22 protein-coding genes are annotated in these 21,835 nt (G+C 44.8%); 8 read left to right on the top strand and 14 right to left on the bottom strand.

All coding sequences use genetic code 11. The annotated features are described in order from the left end of the window. Positions 1 to 6 precede the first annotated feature (6 nt). Positions 7 to 240 carry a molybdopterin converting factor subunit 1 gene (gene moaD, locus F3J22_RS05320; protein WP_205195143.1) on the bottom strand — a complete coding sequence of 78 codons (234 nt, stop codon included), beginning with the start codon at positions 238 to 240 and terminating at the stop codon, positions 7 to 9. Positions 241 to 319: 79 nt separating this feature from the next. Between moaD and F3J22_RS05315 the strand changes: the two genes are divergently transcribed. Both F3J22_RS05315 and moaA read left to right on the top strand, forming a co-directional pair. Next, a complete protein-coding gene (locus F3J22_RS05315; protein ID WP_167015026.1) occupies positions 320 to 691 on the top strand; it encodes a hypothetical protein in 372 nt (123 codons plus the stop codon). A 3-nt stretch (positions 692 to 694) separates the two neighbouring features. Then, positions 695 to 1,675 (top strand): GTP 3',8-cyclase MoaA, encoded by a 981-nt coding sequence (gene moaA / locus F3J22_RS05310; protein ID WP_167015024.1) that lies wholly within the window; start codon positions 695 to 697, stop codon positions 1,673 to 1,675. 6 nt (positions 1,676 to 1,681) lie between these two features. Here moaA and F3J22_RS05305 read toward each other — a convergent pair whose 3' ends face one another. From F3J22_RS05305 to F3J22_RS05270, 8 genes are all read right to left on the bottom strand, one after another. Beyond that, positions 1,682 to 2,353 carry a DUF6000 family protein gene (locus tag F3J22_RS05305; RefSeq protein WP_167015022.1) on the bottom strand — a complete coding sequence of 224 codons (672 nt, stop codon included), beginning with the start codon at positions 2,351 to 2,353 and terminating at the stop codon, positions 1,682 to 1,684. A gap of 7 nt (positions 2,354 to 2,360) precedes the next feature. After that, entirely contained in the window at positions 2,361 to 3,104 is a 744-nt protein-coding gene (locus F3J22_RS05300) for a sulfite exporter TauE/SafE family protein (protein ID WP_167015020.1), read from the bottom strand. Between the two features lie 10 nt (positions 3,105 to 3,114). Continuing rightward, positions 3,115 to 4,197 carry a HesA/MoeB/ThiF family protein gene (locus F3J22_RS05295; RefSeq protein WP_167015019.1) on the bottom strand — a complete coding sequence of 361 codons (1,083 nt, stop codon included), beginning with the start codon at positions 4,195 to 4,197 and terminating at the stop codon, positions 3,115 to 3,117. A gap of 50 nt (positions 4,198 to 4,247) precedes the next feature. Next, positions 4,248 to 4,784 (bottom strand): GNAT family N-acetyltransferase, encoded by a 537-nt coding sequence (locus F3J22_RS05290; protein ID WP_167015017.1) that lies wholly within the window; start codon positions 4,782 to 4,784, stop codon positions 4,248 to 4,250. An 85-nt stretch (positions 4,785 to 4,869) separates the two neighbouring features. Then, positions 4,870 to 5,169: a cytochrome c gene (locus F3J22_RS05285; RefSeq protein WP_167015015.1), complete on the bottom strand. Its 300-nt coding sequence runs from the start codon at positions 5,167 to 5,169 to the stop codon at positions 4,870 to 4,872. 69 nt (positions 5,170 to 5,238) lie between these two features. Beyond that, positions 5,239 to 6,510 (bottom strand): serine--tRNA ligase, encoded by a 1,272-nt coding sequence (serS, locus tag F3J22_RS05280; protein WP_167015013.1) that lies wholly within the window; start codon positions 6,508 to 6,510, stop codon positions 5,239 to 5,241. Positions 6,511 to 6,585: 75 nt separating this feature from the next. Further along, entirely contained in the window at positions 6,586 to 8,253 is a 1,668-nt protein-coding gene (locus F3J22_RS05275) for an NAD+ synthase (RefSeq protein ID WP_167015011.1), read from the bottom strand. 20 nt (positions 8,254 to 8,273) lie between these two features. Further along, positions 8,274 to 8,960 (bottom strand): porin family protein, encoded by a 687-nt coding sequence (locus F3J22_RS05270; RefSeq protein ID WP_167015009.1) that lies wholly within the window; start codon positions 8,958 to 8,960, stop codon positions 8,274 to 8,276. A 71-nt stretch (positions 8,961 to 9,031) separates the two neighbouring features. Here F3J22_RS05270 and F3J22_RS05265 point away from each other — a divergent pair, with 71 nt between their 5' ends. Then, the gene (locus tag F3J22_RS05265) at positions 9,032 to 10,069 is read left to right on the top strand and encodes a hypothetical protein (protein ID WP_167015007.1); all 1,038 of its coding nucleotides are present in this window, start codon (positions 9,032 to 9,034) and stop codon (positions 10,067 to 10,069) included. Positions 10,070 to 10,140: 71 nt separating this feature from the next. On the opposite strand, the gene apaG is transcribed toward F3J22_RS05265, so the two are convergent. From apaG to F3J22_RS05250, 3 genes are all read right to left on the bottom strand, one after another. Beyond that, positions 10,141 to 10,527 (bottom strand): Co2+/Mg2+ efflux protein ApaG, encoded by a 387-nt coding sequence (apaG, locus tag F3J22_RS05260; protein ID WP_167015005.1) that lies wholly within the window; start codon positions 10,525 to 10,527, stop codon positions 10,141 to 10,143. A gap of 62 nt (positions 10,528 to 10,589) precedes the next feature. Then, positions 10,590 to 10,916, bottom strand: coding sequence for a DUF4157 domain-containing protein (locus tag F3J22_RS05255; RefSeq protein ID WP_167015003.1), 327 nt, complete (start codon positions 10,914 to 10,916; stop codon positions 10,590 to 10,592). A 53-nt stretch (positions 10,917 to 10,969) separates the two neighbouring features. Then, positions 10,970 to 11,518, bottom strand: a complete 549-nt coding sequence (locus F3J22_RS05250; protein ID WP_167015001.1) for a YceI family protein — start codon at positions 11,516 to 11,518, stop codon at positions 10,970 to 10,972. A 150-nt stretch (positions 11,519 to 11,668) separates the two neighbouring features. Between F3J22_RS05250 and murF the strand changes: the two genes are divergently transcribed. Continuing rightward, positions 11,669 to 12,949, top strand: a complete 1,281-nt coding sequence (gene murF / locus F3J22_RS05245) for a UDP-N-acetylmuramoyl-tripeptide--D-alanyl-D-alanine ligase (RefSeq protein ID WP_167014999.1) — start codon at positions 11,669 to 11,671, stop codon at positions 12,947 to 12,949. Between the two features lie 112 nt (positions 12,950 to 13,061). Then, entirely contained in the window at positions 13,062 to 16,382 is a 3,321-nt protein-coding gene (locus F3J22_RS05240) for a carboxypeptidase regulatory-like domain-containing protein (RefSeq protein WP_167014996.1), read from the top strand. Between the two features lie 77 nt (positions 16,383 to 16,459). Here F3J22_RS05240 and F3J22_RS05235 read toward each other — a convergent pair whose 3' ends face one another. Beyond that, positions 16,460 to 16,948 (bottom strand): hypothetical protein, encoded by a 489-nt coding sequence (locus F3J22_RS05235; RefSeq protein WP_167014994.1) that lies wholly within the window; start codon positions 16,946 to 16,948, stop codon positions 16,460 to 16,462. After that, the gene (locus tag F3J22_RS05230; protein ID WP_167014992.1) at positions 16,932 to 17,141 is read right to left on the bottom strand and encodes a hypothetical protein; all 210 of its coding nucleotides are present in this window, start codon (positions 17,139 to 17,141) and stop codon (positions 16,932 to 16,934) included. The genes F3J22_RS05235 and F3J22_RS05230 overlap by 17 nt, the downstream gene beginning before the upstream one ends. A gap of 931 nt (positions 17,142 to 18,072) precedes the next feature. Here F3J22_RS05230 and F3J22_RS05225 point away from each other — a divergent pair. The 3 genes from F3J22_RS05225 (at position 18,073) to gldG (ending at position 21,826) form a co-directional block, all read left to right on the top strand. After that, positions 18,073 to 19,257: an IscS subfamily cysteine desulfurase gene (locus tag F3J22_RS05225; RefSeq protein WP_167018318.1), complete on the top strand. Its 1,185-nt coding sequence runs from the start codon at positions 18,073 to 18,075 to the stop codon at positions 19,255 to 19,257. A gap of 111 nt (positions 19,258 to 19,368) precedes the next feature. Beyond that, positions 19,369 to 20,109: a gliding motility-associated ABC transporter permease subunit GldF gene (gldF, locus tag F3J22_RS05220; protein WP_167014990.1), complete on the top strand. Its 741-nt coding sequence runs from the start codon at positions 19,369 to 19,371 to the stop codon at positions 20,107 to 20,109. 7 nt (positions 20,110 to 20,116) lie between these two features. After that, positions 20,117 to 21,826, top strand: coding sequence for a gliding motility-associated ABC transporter substrate-binding protein GldG (gene gldG / locus F3J22_RS05215; protein WP_167014988.1), 1,710 nt, complete (start codon positions 20,117 to 20,119; stop codon positions 21,824 to 21,826). The last annotated feature ends 9 nt before the right edge of the window (positions 21,827 to 21,835 follow it).

The raw sequence follows: 21,835 nt of genomic DNA, 5'->3' as shown, positions 1-21,835 counted from the left end.
CCGCGATCAGCCCCCGCTTACAGGTGGAATAACTGCTATCTCATCAGCAGGGCTAATAACCTGTGTATCAGCCGCATATTCTTTATTAACCGCTATCATTAATGAGTTGAGCCGCGCCATTCCGGGATATTCCTGCAACAACCGCTGTTTCAGCTCACCCACAGAATGAATACCCGAAGGGAGCTCCATCTGTGAAACGCCTGTTATATCTTTGGTCACACCGAACAGCAAAAGGCCCATATACGTTAAAATTATTGGTTAAAACTACGATATCGCGCTGATAAAGTAGTAATTTTAGTACGAGGTAAAATCATATTTTATGAAGATAAGACTCAGAGCAAACAGTATCAGGTACCGCCTTGACAAAATCGATATGGAGCTGCTGGAAACGGTTAGTAAAGTTGAGTCTATCACACATATCGGCACTGGTACCCTGCACTTTGTGATCAGGGGTAAAGATATTCCTGCACCAATCGCCAAGCTGGAACATGACGGTGTACATCTTCTTATTCCAATTCCACAACTGCAACTTTGGATCAGCTCCGGTGATGTGGGCTTCAGCCTGGATATTCCCAATGCCGATGGTTCCACTCTCGCGATACTTGTAGAAAAAGATTTTAAATGCCTGTCCGATCGTGATGAAGATGACAGCCAGTCATTCGATAACCCGATGGCCAGCAAAAACTGTTAGCCGATGCTTGTGGATACCCATGGCAGAATGGTGGATTATGTAAGGCTTTCAGTGACTGATCGCTGCAACCTCCGCTGCACTTACTGTATGCCTGCCAATATGAAATTTGAGCAGACAACAGCCCTACTTACTGACGATGAAATTATCCGGCTGATAAAAATTCTCAGCTTTGATGGTATTACCAAAATAAGGATTACCGGAGGAGAACCATTTTTACGTCCTAATCTGATCTCGCTGATAGCGCGATTAAAAAATATTCCCGGCATCCAGGAAGTGGCCATCACTACCAATGGCGTCTTAACAAAAAAATTCATTCCTGATCTTATCTCATTGGGTATCAATAAGGTGAATCTAAGTCTGGATACCCTTGACGCCGCAAAATTCGAACGTATTACCCGCCGTAATAAATTCAAGGATGTGCAGGAATGCCTCCATGCCATGCTTTCGCACCACATGCAGGTAAAAATCAATATGGTGGTGATGGAAGAGGTGAATACAGATGAGATCATTGATTTTGCAGAGCTCACCTGTCTGCAGCCCATATCTGTAAGATATATTGAAGAAATGCCCTTTAATGGCCAGGGGAATGAGTTTTCCGGCATTAACTGGAATTATAAGCGTATAATCGATACCGTTAGATCAAAATACGAACTGACTAAACTCGAAGATGCGCCCAACGCTACTGCCATGAATTACAAGATTCCCGGCTACTATGGCAATATAGGCGTCATACCTGCGTATAGCCGCACTTTCTGTGGTACCTGCAACAGATTACGTATATCCGCTACCGGTAGTATAAAAACCTGTTTGTATGGTAATCATATGTTCAATGTCAGAGACCTGATGCGGTCCAGGGATTTTGAGGATATTAATATTCGTGCTGGCCTGAAGGCCGCTATCAATGCACGTTTTATTGATGGGTTTGAAGCAGAGAAGTATTTTATTCAGGATCAGAAAGAGAGTATGAGTATTATTGGAGGATAAGGTTGTCTATTCCAACGCCCTTAATACATTAAATGTTTTCACGACATCACTCATAAACTTTCTGTCAGAAGCACCTGTTGTTTTCATCTCCCAACTGCGCGTCAGGCTATTGAAGGCAGGCAAATGCCGCACAGTAAACTGTGTATTATTGATACCATCCAGGTAATCCAATGCATGCATTACTGATACCTGATCAAAATAGAGATTGGTTTGGAGGAGATAATATTCAAGATAATTGTCGAGATATTTTACTGATGCAGGGGTATTGAAATAAGATAGGACATGTGCATATGTCTCTCCCGCAAAACATACTTCACTCTTCAACAGGTGTACACCGATGATCTCAATAAGATCGTCATAACCTTTTACAGCGGCAAAATAAGCCCCAACAGTGCGCGTGCGCCAATCAAAATGTCCCAATAACTGCAAACAGATTTCCTTGTCAACAGCTCTTATATCATCAGCCAATGACTGAAATATCTGTGCTGGTGTATTTGGAAGCACCATACATAAGGCGCCCCATCTGTTTAAAAAATCCCGGGAAGGTTCAGTTGCATTTTTATAAGATTCCAGTGTCTGAAACGGAGAGGCATGGCGTACGGTAGCGCCGGCAACATGCAATGCTATGGCTTCTTTTTCTGTCGTTCTGTTAAATAGGTCTCTAAAAAACTTTATCATCAGCTATCTATTTAATCAACATCCTCACACCTGCATACAAAATCAACACTGCTGTAGCACCCGCTACCCACTTAGGTTTCAGTACTTTGGCACTCAGTCGTGCGCCTATTTGCCCGCCTAAAATAACAGCTATCAGTAACGGCAATACGAAATCTATATTAAATACAACCTGCTTCTTTACTATCTGTCCGAAGATGCCTGAAATAGAGTTTACCAGGATAAAAAAGCTGCTGATACCGGCGATATTTTTAGAAGTATCGTACTTACCCAACTTCAGGACTGGCGCCAGATAGATACCGCCACCAATACCCGTCATGCCCGACAGCAGCCCGATGGCGCCACCGATAAGTCCGTAGACGGTATTATTGTGAGATTTTACTTCTTCTATCTCTTGCTTACGTTCAAAAAACAAACGGATACACATCAGCACCGCCGCCAATGTAAGTGCGATGCCCAATACCAGGAAAAAGGTAGACTGCTTGATTGGCAGCCAGCTTCCCAGGAAGGCCAGCGGCACACTCACCAGGGATATCTGTAATGCTTTTTTCATAGGAAGATGGCCTTCCTTATAGAAATGATAAACACCGCCCACTACAACAGCTATGTTGCACAACAGCGCTGTTGATTTCATCAGCTGGAAATCTACGCCCCATAAGGCTAAAATAGCAAGGTAACTGGAGCCGCCTCCAAAGCCGGCAGCAGAGTACATGAGGGCTACCAGGAAGAATAGTAAACAAAGGGTTGTGATCACAGCTGTAATATTAATAAGTTGCCATAGTATCATCTATTGCACAGGCCCAGGCATGAATGCCACCTTCCACATTATATACATTTTTAACGCCCATTTCTGTGAGGCGCTGCGCCACCGCACGGCTCCGCATCCCATGATGACAAAGCACCGCCACGGGGCCTTTCAGTGTTATCTTCGGAAAAGATTGTATCACCGTTCCCATCGGCATCAGCAGGGAATTATCTATATGACAGATCTCCCACTCATCTTCTTCACGAACATCTAACAATAAAAATTCTTTACCTGCATTTCTCCAGGCCTCCAGTTGCTGTACAGACAAAGATTGTACACCGGTAATCTCACATACGTCCTGGGCATAATCTGGTTGTAACGCAGCAATTTTTTTATTCTCTTCCACAGCTTTTATATTGAAGATATGCTGTGTATTATGCAGCGTATCTATCGTCATTAATTGATTTTTTAAAGGAGTACCGATACCGGTAATGATTTTCACGACTTCGTTGGCCTGATAGGTGCCGATGATGCCAGGCAGCACACCTAACACCCCAATTTCGCTACAGTTAAGCATTTCGCCAGGCGCGGGCGCCTCAGGGAAAATACAGCGGTAGGTGGCGCCATCTTCATAATTGAAAACGCTTACCTGTCCTTCGTATTTATAGATAGCCCCATATACCAGCGGTTTGCCGGCAATGACACAGGCGTCGTTGATCAGGTATCGGGTACCGAAATTATCTGTACAATCTACTACCACATCATATTTCTCTATGATAGACAATGCATTAGCTGTGGTGAGCCAGGTATCATAGCTATCAAAAGTAACTTCAGGGTTCAGTTGTTTGAGGCGGCCCACAGCCAGAGCAATTTTAGGCTTGCCCTGGTCGGCGGTGGTATAAAGCACCTGTCTTTGCAGGTTGGTGATGGACACGGTATCATGTTCTACGATGCCGATCCTGCCTACGCCCATGGCTGTCAGGTATTGCAGCACGGGCACTCCCAGTCCGCCGGCGCCAATTACCAATACGGCTGCCTGTTGCAGCAATTGTTGTTTAGCGGGTCCAAATCCTTCGAGTCTTGTTTGCCTGTCGTATCTCATCTTGAGCTGATTGAGGATTAAAGGTAATAAATCAGGCGTCGAAATAATAGTTATACACGTCTGTACATTGTCACGAGATCGCTGTAAATGCCTGGACGGAGCTGGATACCATCGGGGAGGCGCCCGCACTCGTGGAAATCGAAGTTCCTGTAAAGCTGCATGGCTCTTTCGTTGGCGGCAGCCACCTGCAGGTACAGCAGGGAAATATCTTCGTGTTGTTCGGCCCAGCGTAGCATGGCCGTCATCAGGCGGCGGCCTACGCCCATACCATGATAGGCTTTGGCCACGCCAATGCCCATTTCCCCGATATGCGGCCGCTTATCATGGCCGGTGTTATCCACATTAACGGCGCCGATGATACGGTCATTTACGGTAGCCACCAGCAATAGCTGCCGGTGTTTGTCGATGTGCGCTTTAATAAATGCTTCTTCAGATTCAGCGTCCAGCTCCAATGCTTCCTGTGGTGTCAGCAAAAGGTAGTCTGTTTCGGTGGTCATGCGTTGGTAGTTAGAGAGCAGATTTGCGGCGTCTCTCAGTCTTGCCTCACGTATTACCAGTTCTTCCCCGTTGGGTAAAAAGTGTCGCATGGCAAAGTTGGTATTATTGCAACGAAAATAAAAAAAGCGACCGTTTCCGGTCGCTGATTGTTTTAAACCTTACTAAAAAAGTTGATTATGATGCTTTAGCATTTGTTTTTACAAAGTCCAGTACGGCCGCTTTCTGGTCATCTGTTAATTTGGCTTTTCTGGCCATTTTATCAATAATACCAGGCCACTGTGTTGCGGTACGGGTTTCTGGCAATCTGTACCCGTGGCACTTGTTGCAATTTTGGCGGAAGACAGTTTTACCGTCAGAATCCGGGTATTTTGCGAAAGCAGCTTCCGTCTTGGCTGCGCTGTCTGATGGTGTTGAACTTTTGCTGCAACCCCACAGAACAACAGCGATGACTGTTAACTGGAGTAGTGTTTTCATAAAATTAGTTTGTGTAATACCAGATTAATTTGACCACACTCAAGTTACTAATATTTATGAAATTTATCATTACTGGATTTTACCCGCACCAAAATATGCCTGCAGCACAGCCGGAATATGGATACCATCCGCAGTCTGGTTATTTTCCAGGATACATGCCATGATACGTGGCAATGCCAAAGAACTACCATTTAATGTATGTGTCAGCTGAGGCTTACCGTTGGCTTCCTTAAAACGGATTTTCATACGGTTAGCCTGGTAGCTTTCAAAGTTGCTCACAGAGCTCACTTCCAGCCATTTCTGCTGTGCAGTGCTATATACTTCAAAATCGTAAGTTATAGCAGAGGTAAAGCTCATATCGCCACCACAAAGGCGGAGAATACGATAAGGCAGCTGTAAAGATTGTAACAGGCTTTCCACATGGGCTACCATTTCATCCAGGGCTTCAAAAGATTTCTCCGGATGAACGATCTGAACGAGTTCCACTTTATCAAACTGGTGAACACGGTTCAGGCCACGAACATCTTTACCATAAGAACCGGCTTCACGGCGGAAACATGGTGTATAGGCAGTCATCCGAACAGGCAGATCGGTATCTTTCAGGATCTCGTCGCGGTAAATGTTGGTAACCGGAACTTCTGCTGTTGGGATCAGGTAGAAATTATCTGCTGTGGCGTGGTACATCTGGCCTTCTTTGTCTGGCAGCTGACCGGTACCAAAGGCACTGGCTTCATTAACCAGGTAAGGAGGTGCATATTCAGTGTAACCCGCATTGATGTTATAATCCAGGAAATACTGGATCATAGCGCGTTGCAGACGGGCACCCTTGTTTTTATACACAGGGAATCCGCTACCGGTGATCTTATTACCCAATTCGAAATCGATCAGGTCGTATTTTTTTGCGAGGTCCCAGTGAGGAACAGCTCCTTCATGTAATTCAGGAATGTTACCGTTGCGGCGTACCTCTACGTTATCTTCCGGTGTTTTACCTGCTGGCACCTGCGCTGCCGGCAGGTTAGGCAGTTTCACCAATGTATCGATCAATTCTTTTTCAGTAGCGTTCAGCTCTTCATTTACAGGAGCCAGGCGTTCTTTCAGTGCATTTACTTTCGCACGCATCTCTTCACCAGCCTCTTTATTGCCTGTGGCCATCAGTTTACCAATTTCCTTGGACAAACTGTTTACCTGTGCCTGGGTTTCATCATATTCGAGGGTCAGCTTTTTACGCTTGTCGTCCAGCGCAATTACTTCATCTACCAGGTTTATCTCTTTAAAATTCTTGAGTGCCAGTCTTTCCAGCACTAACTCTTTATTTTGACGTATAAACGGTACTTGTAACATTATTACAGATTAAAAATTTGAGCAAATATAAAAGCTTTTGGCTGTTAGCCCATTAGCAGGCTAACTTTCCTGGGCTTATATGAGATATTTTCCTACTATCGGCACCCTGCGACCCACGCCAAAGGCTTTTGAAGATACCCGGATAATAGGACAGAACTGATTTCGCTTGTATTCATTGGCGTTGACCATCTTTAAGGTCCGCGAAACCAAAGCTGAGTCGAAGCCATGTGCAACAATCTCACGAGGGCCCTGATGGCGCTCTATGTACTGATACAGCAGTTTGTCGAGTACAGCGTAATCAGGCAGACTATCAGAATCTTTCTGACCAGGCCTGAGTTCTGCCGAAGGCGCTTTCTCAATAATATTTACCGGGATAATTTCCTTATCTCTGTTAATATATCTTGCCAACGCATACACCTGCATTTTATACACATCCCCTAAAACGGACAATCCGCCAGCCATATCTCCATATAAAGTGCCATACCCTGTGGATAACTCACTTTTATTGCTGGTATTCAATAAGATATACCCGAATTTATTAGATAATCCCATCAACAGGTTCCCCCTGATGCGAGACTGTGTATTTTCCTCTGCCACATTAAAAGGCAGCCCCTGGAAATAGGGCTCCAGGGTTTCCAGGAAGGTTTCATAAATTTTATTGATACGAATGATATCGTATGGATTATCCAGATTTTTGGACAGCGCGACAGCGTCGTCCACGGAATGCTCCGTAGAATAAGGGGAAGGCATCAGTACGGCACGTACATTTTCCTTGCCCAGGGCGTCGCAGGCGATGGCCAGGGTCACTGCGCTGTCGATACCACCGGAAGACCCGAGGATGGCCTTTGTAAAGCCCATCTTCTTAAAATAATCTTTTATACCCAACACCAGCGCATCATAGATACGATCGATATTATGGTCAAAAACCAGTTCTGTCAGCGGCGTAAACACCGGCTGATCAGCCACTGGCTTACCATTACTCAGCAAGGGTTCCAGCTCAGCGCCGCCCATGGCCTCTTCGAAGTAAGGCAGTTCTTTCACAATATTACCCTGCGCATCAAAGATCAGGGAACCACCGTCAAATACGATTTCTGTCTGGGAGCCAACAGTATTGCAATAGAACATCGGCAGGCGGTATTTCAGCACATTCGCACGAATGATCTCTTTCCTGTCTTCGTCGTGGTCGTAATCAAAAGGAGACGCACTCAGATTGATCATTACGTCCGGCTGCTGCTCCATGAGTTTATCCATCGGGCAGATGCGGTAGAGGAGGTTCTCACCGAGGTTCCAGATATCTTCACAGATGGTAACCGCCAGCCTTTTGCCTTTGAACGGAACAATATTCCATTCGAAGGAAGGTTCAAAGTAGCGGTATTCATCAAATACATCGTAGGTGGGGAGTAAGGTTTTGTGGATAACCTGTTTTACTTCCCCTTCGTGCAGAAACCAGGCAGCATTGAACAGATGCTTACCCTGCGCCTGTTCGTTACGCGCCGGACAACCAACCAGCACGCCTATATCTGTGGCATGTGCCTTTATCGTATCGATGGCAGCATAACACTGGCGGATAAAATCATCGAATTCGAGGAAGTCACGCGGAGGATATCCACATACAGAGAGTTCAGAAAACACTACCAGGTCGGCGCCCTGCGCCTTAGCGGCAGCAATGCCTTCAATAATTTTAGCAGTATTCAGTTCGAAATTGCCTATATGATAATTCTGTTGTGCCAGTATAATCTTCATAAAATCAAAATTAGTGATGCTTAGAAATAAACACCTAATCGCAGTGCAAAGCTATTTAAATTCACTCTGCCATCATTCCATTTGGCGTTACGGGTAACGTCGATGAAACCGTTCTGGTAAATAAGACCTACAGAACCGGTCAGGTTATCACCCAAACGGTAGTCTACGCCTGCACCTATTAACATACCGATATTGATTCTGTTTATATCGGAGAGAATATTCACCTTATCGAAAGTCTGGGTGGCGGTGGTTACATCCGTTCTGGCGCTAACCGGGAACGCGAAATAGGTTCCGAATTGTCCCCAGAAAGCCATTCCCATATCGTTTTCATTGGTTTTCAGCTTTAAAGCCACGGGAATCTGGATATGAGTCAGCTTAAAATTATATTCCGAAGGCAGAGCTTTATAGTCGCTCAGTCCTTTACCGGCATCATATTTCAGTTTGCTTCCGCCCAGTACCACGTTAAAACCGGAGGCGATGGCATAATTCCCTTCCGGGTTCAGGCTGAAGTCGGCCATAAGACCGAATCCCAGTCCGGCTTTGGCGCCTGTTCGCGAGACGCCCGATTCCTGTGGGTTCATTATTGAGATCATCGGGTCGAGATTAAAACCCAATCTTACTCTTTTTCCAAAGTTGTCATAATTGTGCTGTGCCATTGTCCCTTTCACTACTCCCAACATCATCATTAGCAATAAAATCCGCTTCATATTAAGGATATTGTCTTTTTTTAAGTACAAGGTAAATAATAAATTTACCCTTTATTCAGTTTTTAAGAGCGATGCAAAGTTACACTAATATACACACCCGTTTTAGCTGGCTGTTGCTGGCTTTTCTGGCATTTGCTGCCTGTAAATCCGGTCCCAGGGCTCCTGATGTGAGTAATATATCCGTCAACGTTAGCCCGGAAAGGTTTGATTCTGCGTTATTTACGTTAGATACGAACCATCTTCAGCCAGGCCTGCAGCAGCTCCACGCTGCCTACCCGATGTTTCTGCCGGTATATATGACCGACATTATGAACCTCGGCGCCTATTCGGACAGTAGTCAGCAGATCCTGCAACAATTGCACCTGTTTCTGACCAACAAGGACTTCCGTCAGCTGCAAGTGGCTGTAAAACAGAAGTTTGGCAATCTGGAGCCGGTAAAAAAAGAGCTGACACAGGCCTTTCAATATACCAAATACTATTTTCCTAAATTCAGAACACCGCAGGTGGTTACTTTCATATCCGGCATCGCCAATTATGGCGCGGTAACGATGGATACCATCCTGGGTATTGGCCTTGATATGTATATGGGGGAAGATTTCCCGCCATATCATATGATCGAGGACTTACCTGATTATATGATCCGTCGTTTTTCACCGGAATATATCACCGCCAACTGCATGCAGGTGCTGGAGCAGCAAATGTACCCGGCTGGCCGCGACGGTGGTCACCTGCTTTCCCAGATGATCGATGCCGGCCGTCAGCAGTATTTCCTCGATAAAGTATTACCTAACACTGCGGATACTATCAAGCTGGGATATACGAAAGCACAGCTAAGCTGGTGTTATGATAATGAGCAGATGATCTGGCAGTTCTTCATACAAAATAACCTCCTTTATAATACCGACTGGCAGGAAATCAGCCATTTTATGGGTGATGGCCCTGCTACACAGGGTATGCCTGAAGGCTCACCGGGTAAGATTGGTAATTTTGTAGGCTGGCAGATTGTGAAGAAATACATGGATAAGCACCCAGAGCTGAGTTTGCAGCAACTGATGGAAATCAAAGATCAGATGCAGATCTTTAACGAGGCGAAATACAGACCGAAATAGATGATATGTCAATAAAAGGACAGGTCCGACCATATGGCCGGACCTGTCTTTTTTTATAAAGTTAAATAAGACTAGTTCAGCTTAAATGGTACAATCATCTGGAATTCCGGAATCTTCACGTCGAACAGCTTTTTATCCAGCTGGTTTTCCATCTGGTAGGTGCCGTACATTTTGCCGATTTCGGTGCGGAGGTTCGATCCCGAGACGTACTGATAAGTTTCGCCGGGAGCCAGTAATGGTTGTACCCCTACTACGCCTTCACCTTCCACTTCGCGGTGGTTACCATTGGAATCGATGATGTACCAGTGGCGACGGAGCAGCTTGATAGGGAAAGTATTGTTGTTTTCAATAGTAATACGGTAGGCGAACATAAATTCGCTGCCAATAGGATTTGAATAATCCGGTTGGTAGAATGTTTCCACGCTGATTGTGATTCCTTCTGTTACCTTCTTTACCATATAACAACCTTTAACGTAAAAATAAGGAAAAATACGGGCCAATTTCCTGCTTTAACGATTTTTTAGAGAATTTCCACGTCCCGCAGTACACCGGGATCCCGTTCTGCAGCCCTGGCGGCCACTTCAAAGTGATTATTATAGTACCCTTTCCGGATCCATTCTACAATATAAAAATACAGGAAGCGAAAAGTGCCGAATTCACGGTATTGATGCAGGTGGCAGGCTTCATGTCGTACCCAATGGATATCTGACAGGAATTCTTCCCTGGTGGTACCATGTAAATGAATAGTTGTTCCTACTACCATTGCAAGGCGCTCAGACTTCATCCTTTTTGCAGCCACTGCGGCCAGCCGGGAGTCTACCCGGATCGTTGCCTTTATTTTTTCCACAGTATCTATCTCCTTAACGTAAATCTAGCAGAATTATTGAAATTGGGGAAAAGCTATTTACCCATTGCCATGTAAGTACCATTGACAGTAACAGCTACTACTTCCGCAATGTTCTTTACAATGATGGTTGGGATCTTAATATTATGGTCTGCCAGTCGCACATTGAATTTGGCGTTAGCTTTGAGCGCACCGCCCTGGGCTACGATCGTAGCTTTTACGGTATAGGCTTTACTAACCCCATGCAGATTAAGCGTACCGGTTACAGTTACATTATAGGTACCATCCTTACTCAGGTCGACGTTATCCGTGATTTTCCCGTTAAACACCGAATTAGGGTATTTTCCACTTTCCATATATTCCGAATTAAAGTGCTCCTGCATCAGGCTTTCTTCAAACTCAAAGGAAGTAATAGGTACCTGGAAGTTAATCGCTCTTGTTTTGATGTTTATAGCAGATACAGCCTGGGTACTTTTGGCTTCAATATCCTCCAAGGGTGCGGATGAGTAAAAGGAGATCGTGGCTCCTTTGGCAGTAACAATATCCTGAGAATATCCGATAATACTTAATGCCATACATAGGGCCAGCATCAGGAAGCGTTTCATGACAGTTGATTTTATATTGCAAAGGTAGCAGCTTTTAGTTCTCATAGCGACCTAAAGATTTAGCATAGCAGTCTGATAACGATTATGGATCAGCTGTATAACTTGTGTCTCTGGCAGAAAAAATTATCTTTGTAACAAACACCATTGACTGTGAATATTGATCAACTCTATAACATCTACCTCCAATACCCGTCTATCCAAACAGACACCCGTAAACTGAAAGCCGGCGATATCTATTTCTCGCTGAAAGGCGCCAACTTCAACGGGAATGAATTTGCAGCCAAAGCTCTTGAAGCAGGAGCAGCCTTTGCTGTGGTAGATGAAGAAAAATATTTTACCAATACCGATAAGATGATGCTGGTGGATGATGCACTGGAAGCCTTACAGCAACTGGCGCTGAAGCATCGTCAGCAGCTGGGCATTCCTTTCCTCGCCATAACAGGCACCAATGGTAAAACTACTACTAAGGAACTGGTTAATGCCGCTTTATCTTCCAACTATAAAACCTACGCCACCGTTGGCAACCTGAATAATCACATCGGTGTTCCGCTGACGATCCTCAGTATTAAGTCTGATGTAGAAATTGCCGTTATTGAAATGGGTGCCAACCATCAGCACGAAATTGAAGCCTATTGCAAAATAGCGCTGCCTACGCATGGTATCATTACCAATATCGGTAAGGCCCACCTGGAAGGATTCGGCGGTGTGGAAGGCGTAAAGAAAGCCAAAGGAGAGCTATACGATTACCTGCGTGCACATAATGGCACCGTGTTCGTATGCAATGAGTATGATTACCTGGAAGAGATGAGCAAAGGTATCCCACATATTGTGACCTATGGCCGCAAAGCAGCAGATTATACCGGCAATCCCCTTGCTGAAAAAGCATTCCTGGAAGTACAAGTTACCGGCGACAGCCAGGTTGGACTCATACAGACCCAACTGGTAGGCGCTTATAATTTCCCGAATGTTATGGCTGCGGTAGCCGTTGCCAGTCATTTTAAGGTACCACAACAGAAAATTGCACCGGCCATTGCTGCGTATGTTCCTTCCAACAACCGCTCACAGGTAATGAAGCAGGATAGCAATACCATCATTATGGACGCTTACAATGCGAACCCATCGAGTATGAAAGCAGCGCTGGAAAACTTTGCCGGATTGGATGCCCCTAAAAAGGTACTGATGCTGGGCGCCATGATGGAGCTGGGAGAAGATAGCGTTAAAGAACACAAAGCATTGGTAGAACTCCTGGAACGCCAGCACTGGGACGCAGTTGTTTTAGTAGGTGGCGATTTCAAAAAAGTAAACCATCCATATATCTATTTAAATGATGCATTGGAGGCCAGGGACTGGCTGGCACAACAGCATTTCACCAATACCTACATCCTCGTAAAAGGCTCCAGAAGCACTGGTATGGAGCGTGTTATCTCATAAACAAAGGCAGATTCCGGTTAAAAACACATAGAACAAATGTTAATGATTTCATAATTTTTATATATCTATGCATTAACATAGGTTCATGACCTTTAACCAAAATCTGAATTAAATGAATCCCAAACTTTCCCATGTTCTGTGGAGTATACTCTGCTGCGTACTCCTGTTGCCCCGTTTGCTCTATGCCCAAGAGACCACTGCCGATATTTCCGGAATCGTCAGCAGTGCAAAAGACCCGGTTCCGGGAGCCAGTATTGTGGCGATACATCAGCCAACAGGTACTAAGTACACTGCGTTATCCCGTAAAGATGGCCGTTTTAACTTACCCAACCTCCGCGTAGGTGGTCCGTATGTAGTAACGGTCACGTATGTAGGATTTAAAGACGAAAAGAAAGATAACATCTTCCTGTCCCTTGGCCAGGACTATAAGGTGGATATCAGTCTGCAGGCGGCTACCAGCGCATTAAGTGAAGTGGTAGTAAAAGCTGCCGGCGCACAAAACAAAGTATTTAACAAGAGCCGTACCGGTAGTCAGGAAGTGATTACCCGTGCGCAAATGGACCGCCTGCCTACGATCAGCCGTTCCATGCAGGACTTCACCAGGTTAACACCATCTGCCAACGGTCTGAATATTGGTGGCAGAAGTAATCAGCTCAACAACATTACCGTTGATGGCGCCAACTTCAACAACGCATTTGGTTTACAGCCCACCCTTGGCTCTCAAACCAGCTCTCAGCCTATCTCTCTCGAAGCACTGGAACAGATCCAGGTGAATGTTTCTCCTTTCGATGTACGCCAGGGAGGCTTCTCCGGCGCCGGCATCAACAGCGTTACAAAAAGTGGCACCAACGATTTTAAAGGTACCGTGTATACCTACGTACAAACGCCGGGATTGCAAGGTCTGAAAGTAGGTACCGCCACGGTTCCCAAGCCTACATTCAATTATAACCTGCGTGGTTTTAACGTAGGTGGTGCAATAGTTCAGAATAAATTATTCTTCTTCATAAGCGCCGAATCAGAGCGCATCGATGCACCAGCAACCAGTCTGGTAGCCAACAAACCTGGTCAGGTAGCAGGAGGCAACGTATCACAGGCAGTTGCCGATACGCTGGATGCACTGAGAAAATTCCTGATCGATAAATATAACTATGACCCAGGTGCTTATCAGGGTTATACGTATAAAACATACAGTGATAAAGTAACGGTAAAACTTGACTGGAACGTTAATTCCCGTAACACATTTACGTTTAAGTATAACTACCTGAAATCTTATAAAGATATTCCGGCCAGTAACAGTGGTGCTCCCGGCAGCAACCGTCAGCCAAGCAATACAGGCCTGCCTTTCAGCGGAAGCGGTTACAGGATCAACAATAACTTCAACATCCTTATTGCCGAGCTGAATACCCGTATCGGTAATAATGCTTCCAACAAGTTACAGGCAGGATTTAGTGCCATGCGCGATTTCAGGTCTTCTCTCTCTGCAGGTCAGTTCCCGCTGGTAGATATCATGAATGGCCAGGGCGCCAGCTATACCGCTTTTGGCTATGAGCCTTTTACATACAATAATAAGCTGAACACCAATGTATTTCAGCTGTCAGATATCTTCAATCTCTATCGCGGCGCACACGAAATCACCATCGGCACTCAGAACTATTACAAAACTTTCGTGAATGGTTTTGCACCAAACTATGTAGGTAACTATCGTTATAATACCCTGAGCGATTTTTATGCCAGCGCAAAAACAGGTGCATTGACAACGGCCCGTTATGCGCTGTCATACGCCAGCACACCTGATGGTTCCTTTCCATTTGCCAAAATCAACTCCCTGGAATTAGGGTTATTTGTACAGGATAAATGGAGTGCTACAAAATATTTCACCCTGACATACGGTTTACGTGTAGACGTTCCCATAATTGGCAATACCTTCACCAGAAACGATTCCCTGACAACACTTACCTTCAGGGATGGTGCAAAACTGGATGTGGGCCAACGTCCTAAAACAGCGCCGTTACTGAGTCCGCGTGTAGGCTTTAACTGGGACATCACCCACGACAATCAGACGCAGCTCCGCGGTGGTATTGGGTTATTTGCGGGTCCTCCGCCGGCAGTATGGTTAAGCAACCAGGCCGGTAACAATGGAGTACAGTTCGGATCATTTACCTATACTGCTACTTCCACCACTACCATTCCTTATCCTTTTGATCCAAGTGCCGACAAATACCGTCCGGGCCCGGGTCAGTTATCCACAGCATATAACGTAGCCGCCATCGATAAGAATTTCAAATACCCACAGGTACTGAAAGCCACGCTGGCCGTTGACAGAAGGCTGCCGCTGGGCATCGATGCAACACTGGAAGCTAACTACTCCAAAGATATCAATGCAGTATATTTCCAGAACGTGAACCTGCCTGCAACAGGCCTGGTGCTGGATAGCACACCGGATCACCGCACCCGCTATGCGTCTTCACAGATTTATGGTCCTGGTAAAAATACGTTGAGCAATCCGAATATCAGCGACGCCATTCTGATGAAGAATACCAATAAAGGATACAGCTATTTCATCACATTACAGTTACAGAAAAATACACAACATCTGTCGCTGAGTGCAGCCTATACTTACAGCAAGGCACGTAGCGTAAACGATGGCGGAAGCATTGCACAGAGTAACTGGCGCGATCGTCCGGTGAGCGGCGATCCTAATGCAGATGTATTGGGATATTCCAACTTCTATCTGCCGCATCGTGTTATTGCTACTGCATCTTATCGTTTTACCTGGGCGAAGCATTTTGCCACCTCTTTCGGTATGGTATTCGAAGCAGCGCCTAATGGTGTAGTTAGTTATACTTACAACGGAGATCTTAACAACGATGGATCTAACGGCAACAACGACCTGATCTTTATTCCTGCCAATGCCAGCCAGATCAAACTGGTGCCGGTAGGTTACGGGGATGCCGGTTATAATCAGGCGACCAATGCTGATAAACGCAGCAGCGGCGTAATCTGGAACCAGCTGGACAACTTCATTAAGCAGGATAATTACCTGAGCAGCCACAGAGGAGAATATGCAGAACGTAATGGCGTAGTATTACCATTCTTTAAACGTGCAGACCTGAATATCACACAGGATATTTTTGTATTCACAGGTAAAGACAAAACCAAACATACGATCCGTCTTACCTTCGATATTATCAACCTGGGTAATTTCCTGAACAGAAGATGGGGTACCTATAAAATTTCCAATGTTAGTTCTTTCCTGAAATACGAGGGATTATATCGTGATCCGGCTACCGGTCAAACGACCGCTGCACCTGCGTTCTCGTTCCCTTACCTGGATGCGAAGAATGAAATTCCGGTAACAACATCCTATAGAGATAATACCGGTACTATCAGCCGCTGGCAAGGACAGTTTGGCGTGAGATATATTTTCAATTAAGACATTTGTTTACATCAAAAAAAAGTCATCTCTTTTGAATAGAGATGACTTTTTTTATACGATAAAAAAGTTAAAGATTATTTGTGTGGCTGTGTATTTTCCAGCGCGTTCTTTTGTTCAAATTTTAAGCTGATATTCAGATCACCAAAGGTTTTGATAAACAACAGTATGGCGAGAATAAGCGTAAACAGGAAAGAAGCGATGACACCGGCTAAAACGTTAGTACCAAATGAAGTAGTAAATGGTTTAATAACATTCTTTAGTATTTCAGCCTGATTTTGAATTGCCAGTGTTCTTTGATTCTTTACCTCCTCAGTAAGAATATATTTAATAAACTCCTGAACAATTGATTCAGCTTGAATTCTGTAACTATCTAATGCGCTATCAGAAGAAGAAAAATTATTGAATGGGACTAAATCAATATCCGTTAAGACATTCCCACTTTCCCTTTGTTTTTCGATATATTCAATTTTACTTTTTTTGTACATCGAATAGGCGATGGGTCCAACAATAATATCATTCCCTTCTATAATTTTAGCATAGACATGATTATAATTTCTTTCCATACTTTCCAAAAGCTTTAGCAGCGGCTTCATTAATTTCTTCCCAGCTATATTCTATAACTCTTTCAACCCCATTCTCCATCAATTTGATGGTAACGATTCCGTTGTATTCATCTAAATAATGCGGCTTGCGGCCCGCCATTCTGCTAGCCCGTCTGATCGCCTCACGGGAGATTGTAAAATGTTGGTTTTTCATTTTCTGTATTTTTAAAGATTAATCAAACAATGAGTATAAGTTACGATAAAATTATTCAGCTACAAAGTAGATGTGGCACGCATCTACATATTAGAAAGTTGAAATGGAGATACTACGTACTATGGTTACGGAAATATATATACGAAAGAAGCCGGCTCATAAGAGTCGGCTTCCGTTTTTTGATTATGTCAAGCTCTATTTCTAATTGTAAATAACTAAGATGAGAAAGTTAGTTTGCGCTTTATATATTATGTAAGTAAAAATATAATGCACTGCACAATTCAAAGAAAAAATAAAGCGTTTATAAGAATGTATAACGTCATAACTATCCCACAAATTCGGTTGGCCTTTACATTTTAGATAAAAAAAAAGACCTGCAAGCTAAAAAACCCGCAGGTGTTCATAACCTATGCCAACTTTAGAGTAATCGTTAAGAACTTAAACAGACTGAGCTGTATTTTAAGCTCCAATATTTTTATGTGATTATGTTATTGTTTTTGTGTGTTTATATAGATAACGTAGTAGAAAATACTTTTGTTCAGTTATTTTGAAATTTTTTTTGGTTTTAACATCGCCCTTTCTGGCGGGGTTGTATTATAACTTACGAGCCCTTAAATATTTTGGATTGCTAAAATGGAAAAAAAATAAAAAAAATTATAATTAAATATTTTTTAAATATTTAAGGTATCTGAAATAAGTATTTTAGCAAATCTCCTCCCAAATAGCAACCCGGGTACTCTTCCTATTCTCAGGATGGACAAAGCATATCAGCAAATTGCCCTGCCCCTTTTTTTAAGATTTTGTCCGGGAATTTAACTCCTTCCTTCTTCAGACATTACATTTCTCCATAGCTTTCCTATACTTCAATAGCGGTAAGATCCATACCTTGAGTCCGGAACTTATTTTTGAAAGGTCGTATTTTTGTTGAATGCTGAAACTCCCGATATATCTGGATAATAATGCCACTACCGCTGTAGATCCGAGGGTACTGGAAACGATGTTGCCGTACTTTACCACACAATATGGTAATGCAGCCAGCAGGAGTCATCCCTTTGGATGGGTGGCGGAAGAGGCTGTTGACTATGCCCGGGAGCAGGTAGCACAGCTGATCGGGGCCGTAAAACAGGAAATCGTTTTCACCTCCGGCGCTACAGAGGCCGCTAATCTGGCCATCAAAGGGGTTTATGAAATGTACGCCGGCAGTGGTAATCATATTATTACCTGTGTTACCGAGCACAAAGCCGTCGTAGATACCTGTCGCCACCTGGAAAAAAAAGGTGCCCAGGTAACATGGTTACCGGTTAACGAGCAGGGCCTCATCTCTATCGAAGCACTGGAGGCGGCCATCACCCCGCAAACCATCCTCATTGCCATCATGTATGCCAATAACGAAACCGGCGTCATCCAACCGGTGAAAGAAATTGGCCGGATTGCTAAAAAACATAACGTAATTTACTGCTGCGACGCCACACAGGCAGTAGGCAAGATCCCGGTGAATGTGCTGGAAGATGATATTGACCTGATGATGTTTAGCGCACATAAGATTTATGGTCCTAAAGGCGTTGGTGCTTTGTATGTGAGACGTAAGTCGCCAAGGGTAAGACTGGCGGCCCAGATAGACGGCGGCGGTCATGAAAGGGGTATGCGCTCAGGCACCCTGAATGTGCCAGGCATAGCAGGTTTCGGGAAGGCATGTGAATTATGTGGAGAAGAAATGCGTACAGAAGGCCCCCGCCTGGCCGTATTGCGCGACAAGCTGGAGCTGGGCCTCCTGCAACTGGAAGCCTCCAGGCTGAACGGCGGCGGCGCTCCAAGGTTACCACATACGGTAAACATCTCCCTAAACTACCTCGAAGGACAAACACTGATCATGGGCTTTGCTAAAAAAATCGCCCTCAGTTCCGGGTCGGCCTGTACTTCTGCATCCATGGAACCCAGCTACGTGCTGAAAGCCATGGGTATAGATGATATGCTCGCCAGAAATGCCCTCAGAATGGGTGTTGGCAGATTTACTACTCCGGAAGAAATCGATTTTACCATCGATACCATTACCAGGGCAGTAATAGCCATGCGGGAGATCAGTCCGGCCTGGGAAGCCTACAAACAAGGCCAATAGCCTATGACATTATTATTTTGCCGGACAAAATTCCGGTCATCTGCACAATAATAATTCAGTTATAACCAATATCTAATAACTATATATTTGCATCTTTACTAATTACTATTCATGCTAGCCATCTTTAAGAAAGAGATAAACCAGTTTTTCAGCGGCGTAACCGGCTATGTAGCCATTATACTGTTTTTACTGGCAAACGGGCTTTTTCTGTTTGTATTCCCGGATACCAGCCTGCTGGATACCGGCTATGCAAACCTGGACCCGCTCTTCGACCTCGCACCACTGTTATATCTGTTATTGATTCCTGCCATTACGATGCGCAGCTTTGCCGATGAGTTCAAAACCGGCACCATGGAATTACTCAGTACCAAGCCGCTTGGCGGCTGGCAAATCGTGCTGGGTAAATTCTTCAGCTCCCTGCTCATCGTGGCCATCTCCCTGTTTCCTACCATTATCTACTATTTCGCCATCCGGCAGCTCAGTGTTAATCCGCTGTTGCTCGACAATGGCGGCATCATAGGTTCCTACATCGGGCTATTGCTGCTGGGAGCAACCTTCACCGCCATCGGTGTATGGTCGTCTTCCCTGACAAGCAATGCCATGGTGGCTTTCCTCATCGCAGTTTTTACCAGCTACATTTTCTACAACGGGTTTGATGCGATCAGCAAAATCCCGGCATTCAGCGGGGGCGCCGATTTTTACCTGCAAATGGCAGGAATAAAATTCCACTATGTGTCTATCAGCCGCGGCGTGATCGACAGCAGAGACGTGATCTACTTCCTGAGTATCACCGGACTGATGCTGTATCTGACTAAACTATCTCTCCAACGAAAACTCTGGCAAAACGGATAAGGATCTCATGGCAACGACTATACGAAAAAAATATTTCCAGCGGGCAATAGGTGTTATACTGGTTCTTATCGGGGTAAACATAGTAGCAGCCTATATCCACGGCCGCTGGGACCTCACCGCAGAAAAAAGATATACGCTCTCTTCCAAAACTATCAAACTGTTAAAAAAACTGGATAGTCCGGTGGAAATCGAAGTGTACCTGAAAGGCGACTATCCCGCCTCCTTTAAGCAGCTGGCGCAGTCCACACAGGAGCTGCTGGAAGAATTCCGGGAATATGGTAAACAGAATATCCGCTTCACCTTTGTAAATCCAGGCGAAGGCCTCAGCGATACCGCACGCATGAAATTCCTGGGCGAACTCACCGCACAAGGTATCATGCCTTTTAATATTAAAGTACAGGAAGATGCACACGACAGCTATGCGCAAAAACTGATCTTTCCTGGTGCCATGCTGCATTACAAAGACAAAAAAACAGGTGTCAACCTCCTGAAAAATCAGGGCGGACAGGATCCCATGCAAACCATGAACAGCTCGGAATCCCTGCTGGAATACCAGTTTACCAGTGCTATCAGCAAACTGATGGAGTCCGAAAAACCACTCATCGGTTATATGATGGGCCATGGCGAAAGCCTGGGCGCTGAAGTCTATGACGCACTCACCACCTTACAGAGCAATTATAATTTAGATACCCTTACGCTTCAGACCACTCCATACATACCAAAAGATTTTGATGTGATACTGTTCGCCAAGCCGTCAGATGCTTTCAGCGATGCTGATAAATTCAAAATCGACCAGTATGTAATGAATGGTGGTAAGGTGATGTGGTTTATTGATGAAACCAACGCCTCACTGGACAGTCTGCAGAAAAAGGAGTCCTTCCTCGCGTTCGACAAGGGTTTGAACCTGGAAGATATTTTATTCCGTTATGGCGTACGCATCAACCAGGACATCATCCAGGATTTGCAAAGTGATGCGGTGCCCCTGGTGGTAGGCAATGTTGGCAACAGGCCACAGATACAGCCTTTGCCATTCCCGATGTTTCCGTTGCTGACCCCGACAGGTGCGCATCCGATTGTTCGTAATATGGATTTAGTGCTGAGTCATTTTGCGAGTTCACTGGATACCATCCGGAATGATGATATTAAGAAAACGATTTTGCTGACCAGTTCACGCACCAGTAAAACAATGCGTGTACCGGCAGAGATAAGCTGGGAGAGCCTGAAAGTGCAGCCAAATACACGGGAATACCGTAAATCCTTTATTCCGGCAGCAGTGTTGCTGGAAGGAAAGTTCACTTCTCTATATCATAATCACGTAGACCCTGCTGTGGCCGGGCCTTTGGAGCAGGCTTCCCGTACACCGGTGAAGTCGGTAACTGATAGCGCCAATGCGATGATCGTTGTGAGTGACGGGGATCTGATCGCTAATGCGGTGTCCCGTAAAGAGGGGCCATTGCAGATGGGTATCAATGAGTACAATCCTGGCTATGCCTTTGCCAATAAGGAGTTCATGCTGAACTGCCTGGAATACCTGACGGGCAGACAAGACATTATGGAAAGTCGTAATAAGGAAATCACTTTACGATTGCTGGATGCAGAAAAGGTAAAGAAAGAAAAGACCAAATGGCAGATTATCTGTTTTGCAGTACCAGTGGGATTAATCCTGCTGTTCGCTATGGTCTTCCTGTTTATTCGTCAGCGGAGGTTCGCAGAATAGATCCCACTT

This window comes from Chitinophaga sp. Cy-1792 (assembly GCF_011752935.1).
GTDB lineage: Bacteria > Bacteroidota > Bacteroidia > Chitinophagales > Chitinophagaceae > Chitinophaga.
This window is presented reverse-complemented; position numbering and strand designations above follow the sequence as displayed.

Excerpts from the sequence above, each read along its gene's own strand:
- moaD (WP_205195143.1), bottom strand. The coding sequence starts at position 240 with ATGGGCCTTTTGCTGTTCGGTGTGACCAAAGATATAACAGGCGTTTCA.
- F3J22_RS05315 (WP_167015026.1), top strand. The coding sequence starts at position 320 with ATGAAGATAAGACTCAGAGCAAACAGTATCAGGTACCGCCTTGACAAA.
- moaA (WP_167015024.1), top strand. The coding sequence starts at position 695 with ATGCTTGTGGATACCCATGGCAGAATGGTGGATTATGTAAGGCTTTCA.
- F3J22_RS05305 (WP_167015022.1), bottom strand. The coding sequence starts at position 2,353 with ATGATAAAGTTTTTTAGAGACCTATTTAACAGAACGACAGAAAAAGAA.
- F3J22_RS05295 (WP_167015019.1), bottom strand. The coding sequence starts at position 4,197 with ATGAGATACGACAGGCAAACAAGACTCGAAGGATTTGGACCCGCTAAA.
- F3J22_RS05290 (WP_167015017.1), bottom strand. The coding sequence starts at position 4,784 with ATGCGACACTTTTTACCCAACGGGGAAGAACTGGTAATACGTGAGGCA.
- F3J22_RS05285 (WP_167015015.1), bottom strand. The coding sequence starts at position 5,169 with ATGAAAACACTACTCCAGTTAACAGTCATCGCTGTTGTTCTGTGGGGT.
- serS (WP_167015013.1), bottom strand. The coding sequence starts at position 6,510 with ATGTTACAAGTACCGTTTATACGTCAAAATAAAGAGTTAGTGCTGGAA.
- F3J22_RS05275 (WP_167015011.1), bottom strand. The coding sequence starts at position 8,253 with ATGAAGATTATACTGGCACAACAGAATTATCATATAGGCAATTTCGAA.
- F3J22_RS05270 (WP_167015009.1), bottom strand. The coding sequence starts at position 8,960 with ATGAAGCGGATTTTATTGCTAATGATGATGTTGGGAGTAGTGAAAGGG.
- F3J22_RS05265 (WP_167015007.1), top strand. The coding sequence starts at position 9,032 with ATGCAAAGTTACACTAATATACACACCCGTTTTAGCTGGCTGTTGCTG.
- apaG (WP_167015005.1), bottom strand. The coding sequence starts at position 10,527 with ATGGTAAAGAAGGTAACAGAAGGAATCACAATCAGCGTGGAAACATTC.
- F3J22_RS05250 (WP_167015001.1), bottom strand. The coding sequence starts at position 11,518 with ATGAAACGCTTCCTGATGCTGGCCCTATGTATGGCATTAAGTATTATC.
- F3J22_RS05240 (WP_167014996.1), top strand. The coding sequence starts at position 13,062 with ATGAATCCCAAACTTTCCCATGTTCTGTGGAGTATACTCTGCTGCGTA.
- F3J22_RS05235 (WP_167014994.1), bottom strand. The coding sequence starts at position 16,948 with ATGGAAAGAAATTATAATCATGTCTATGCTAAAATTATAGAAGGGAAT.
- F3J22_RS05230 (WP_167014992.1), bottom strand. The coding sequence starts at position 17,141 with ATGAAAAACCAACATTTTACAATCTCCCGTGAGGCGATCAGACGGGCT.
- gldF (WP_167014990.1), top strand. The coding sequence starts at position 19,369 with ATGCTAGCCATCTTTAAGAAAGAGATAAACCAGTTTTTCAGCGGCGTA.
- gldG (WP_167014988.1), top strand. The coding sequence starts at position 20,117 with ATGGCAACGACTATACGAAAAAAATATTTCCAGCGGGCAATAGGTGTT.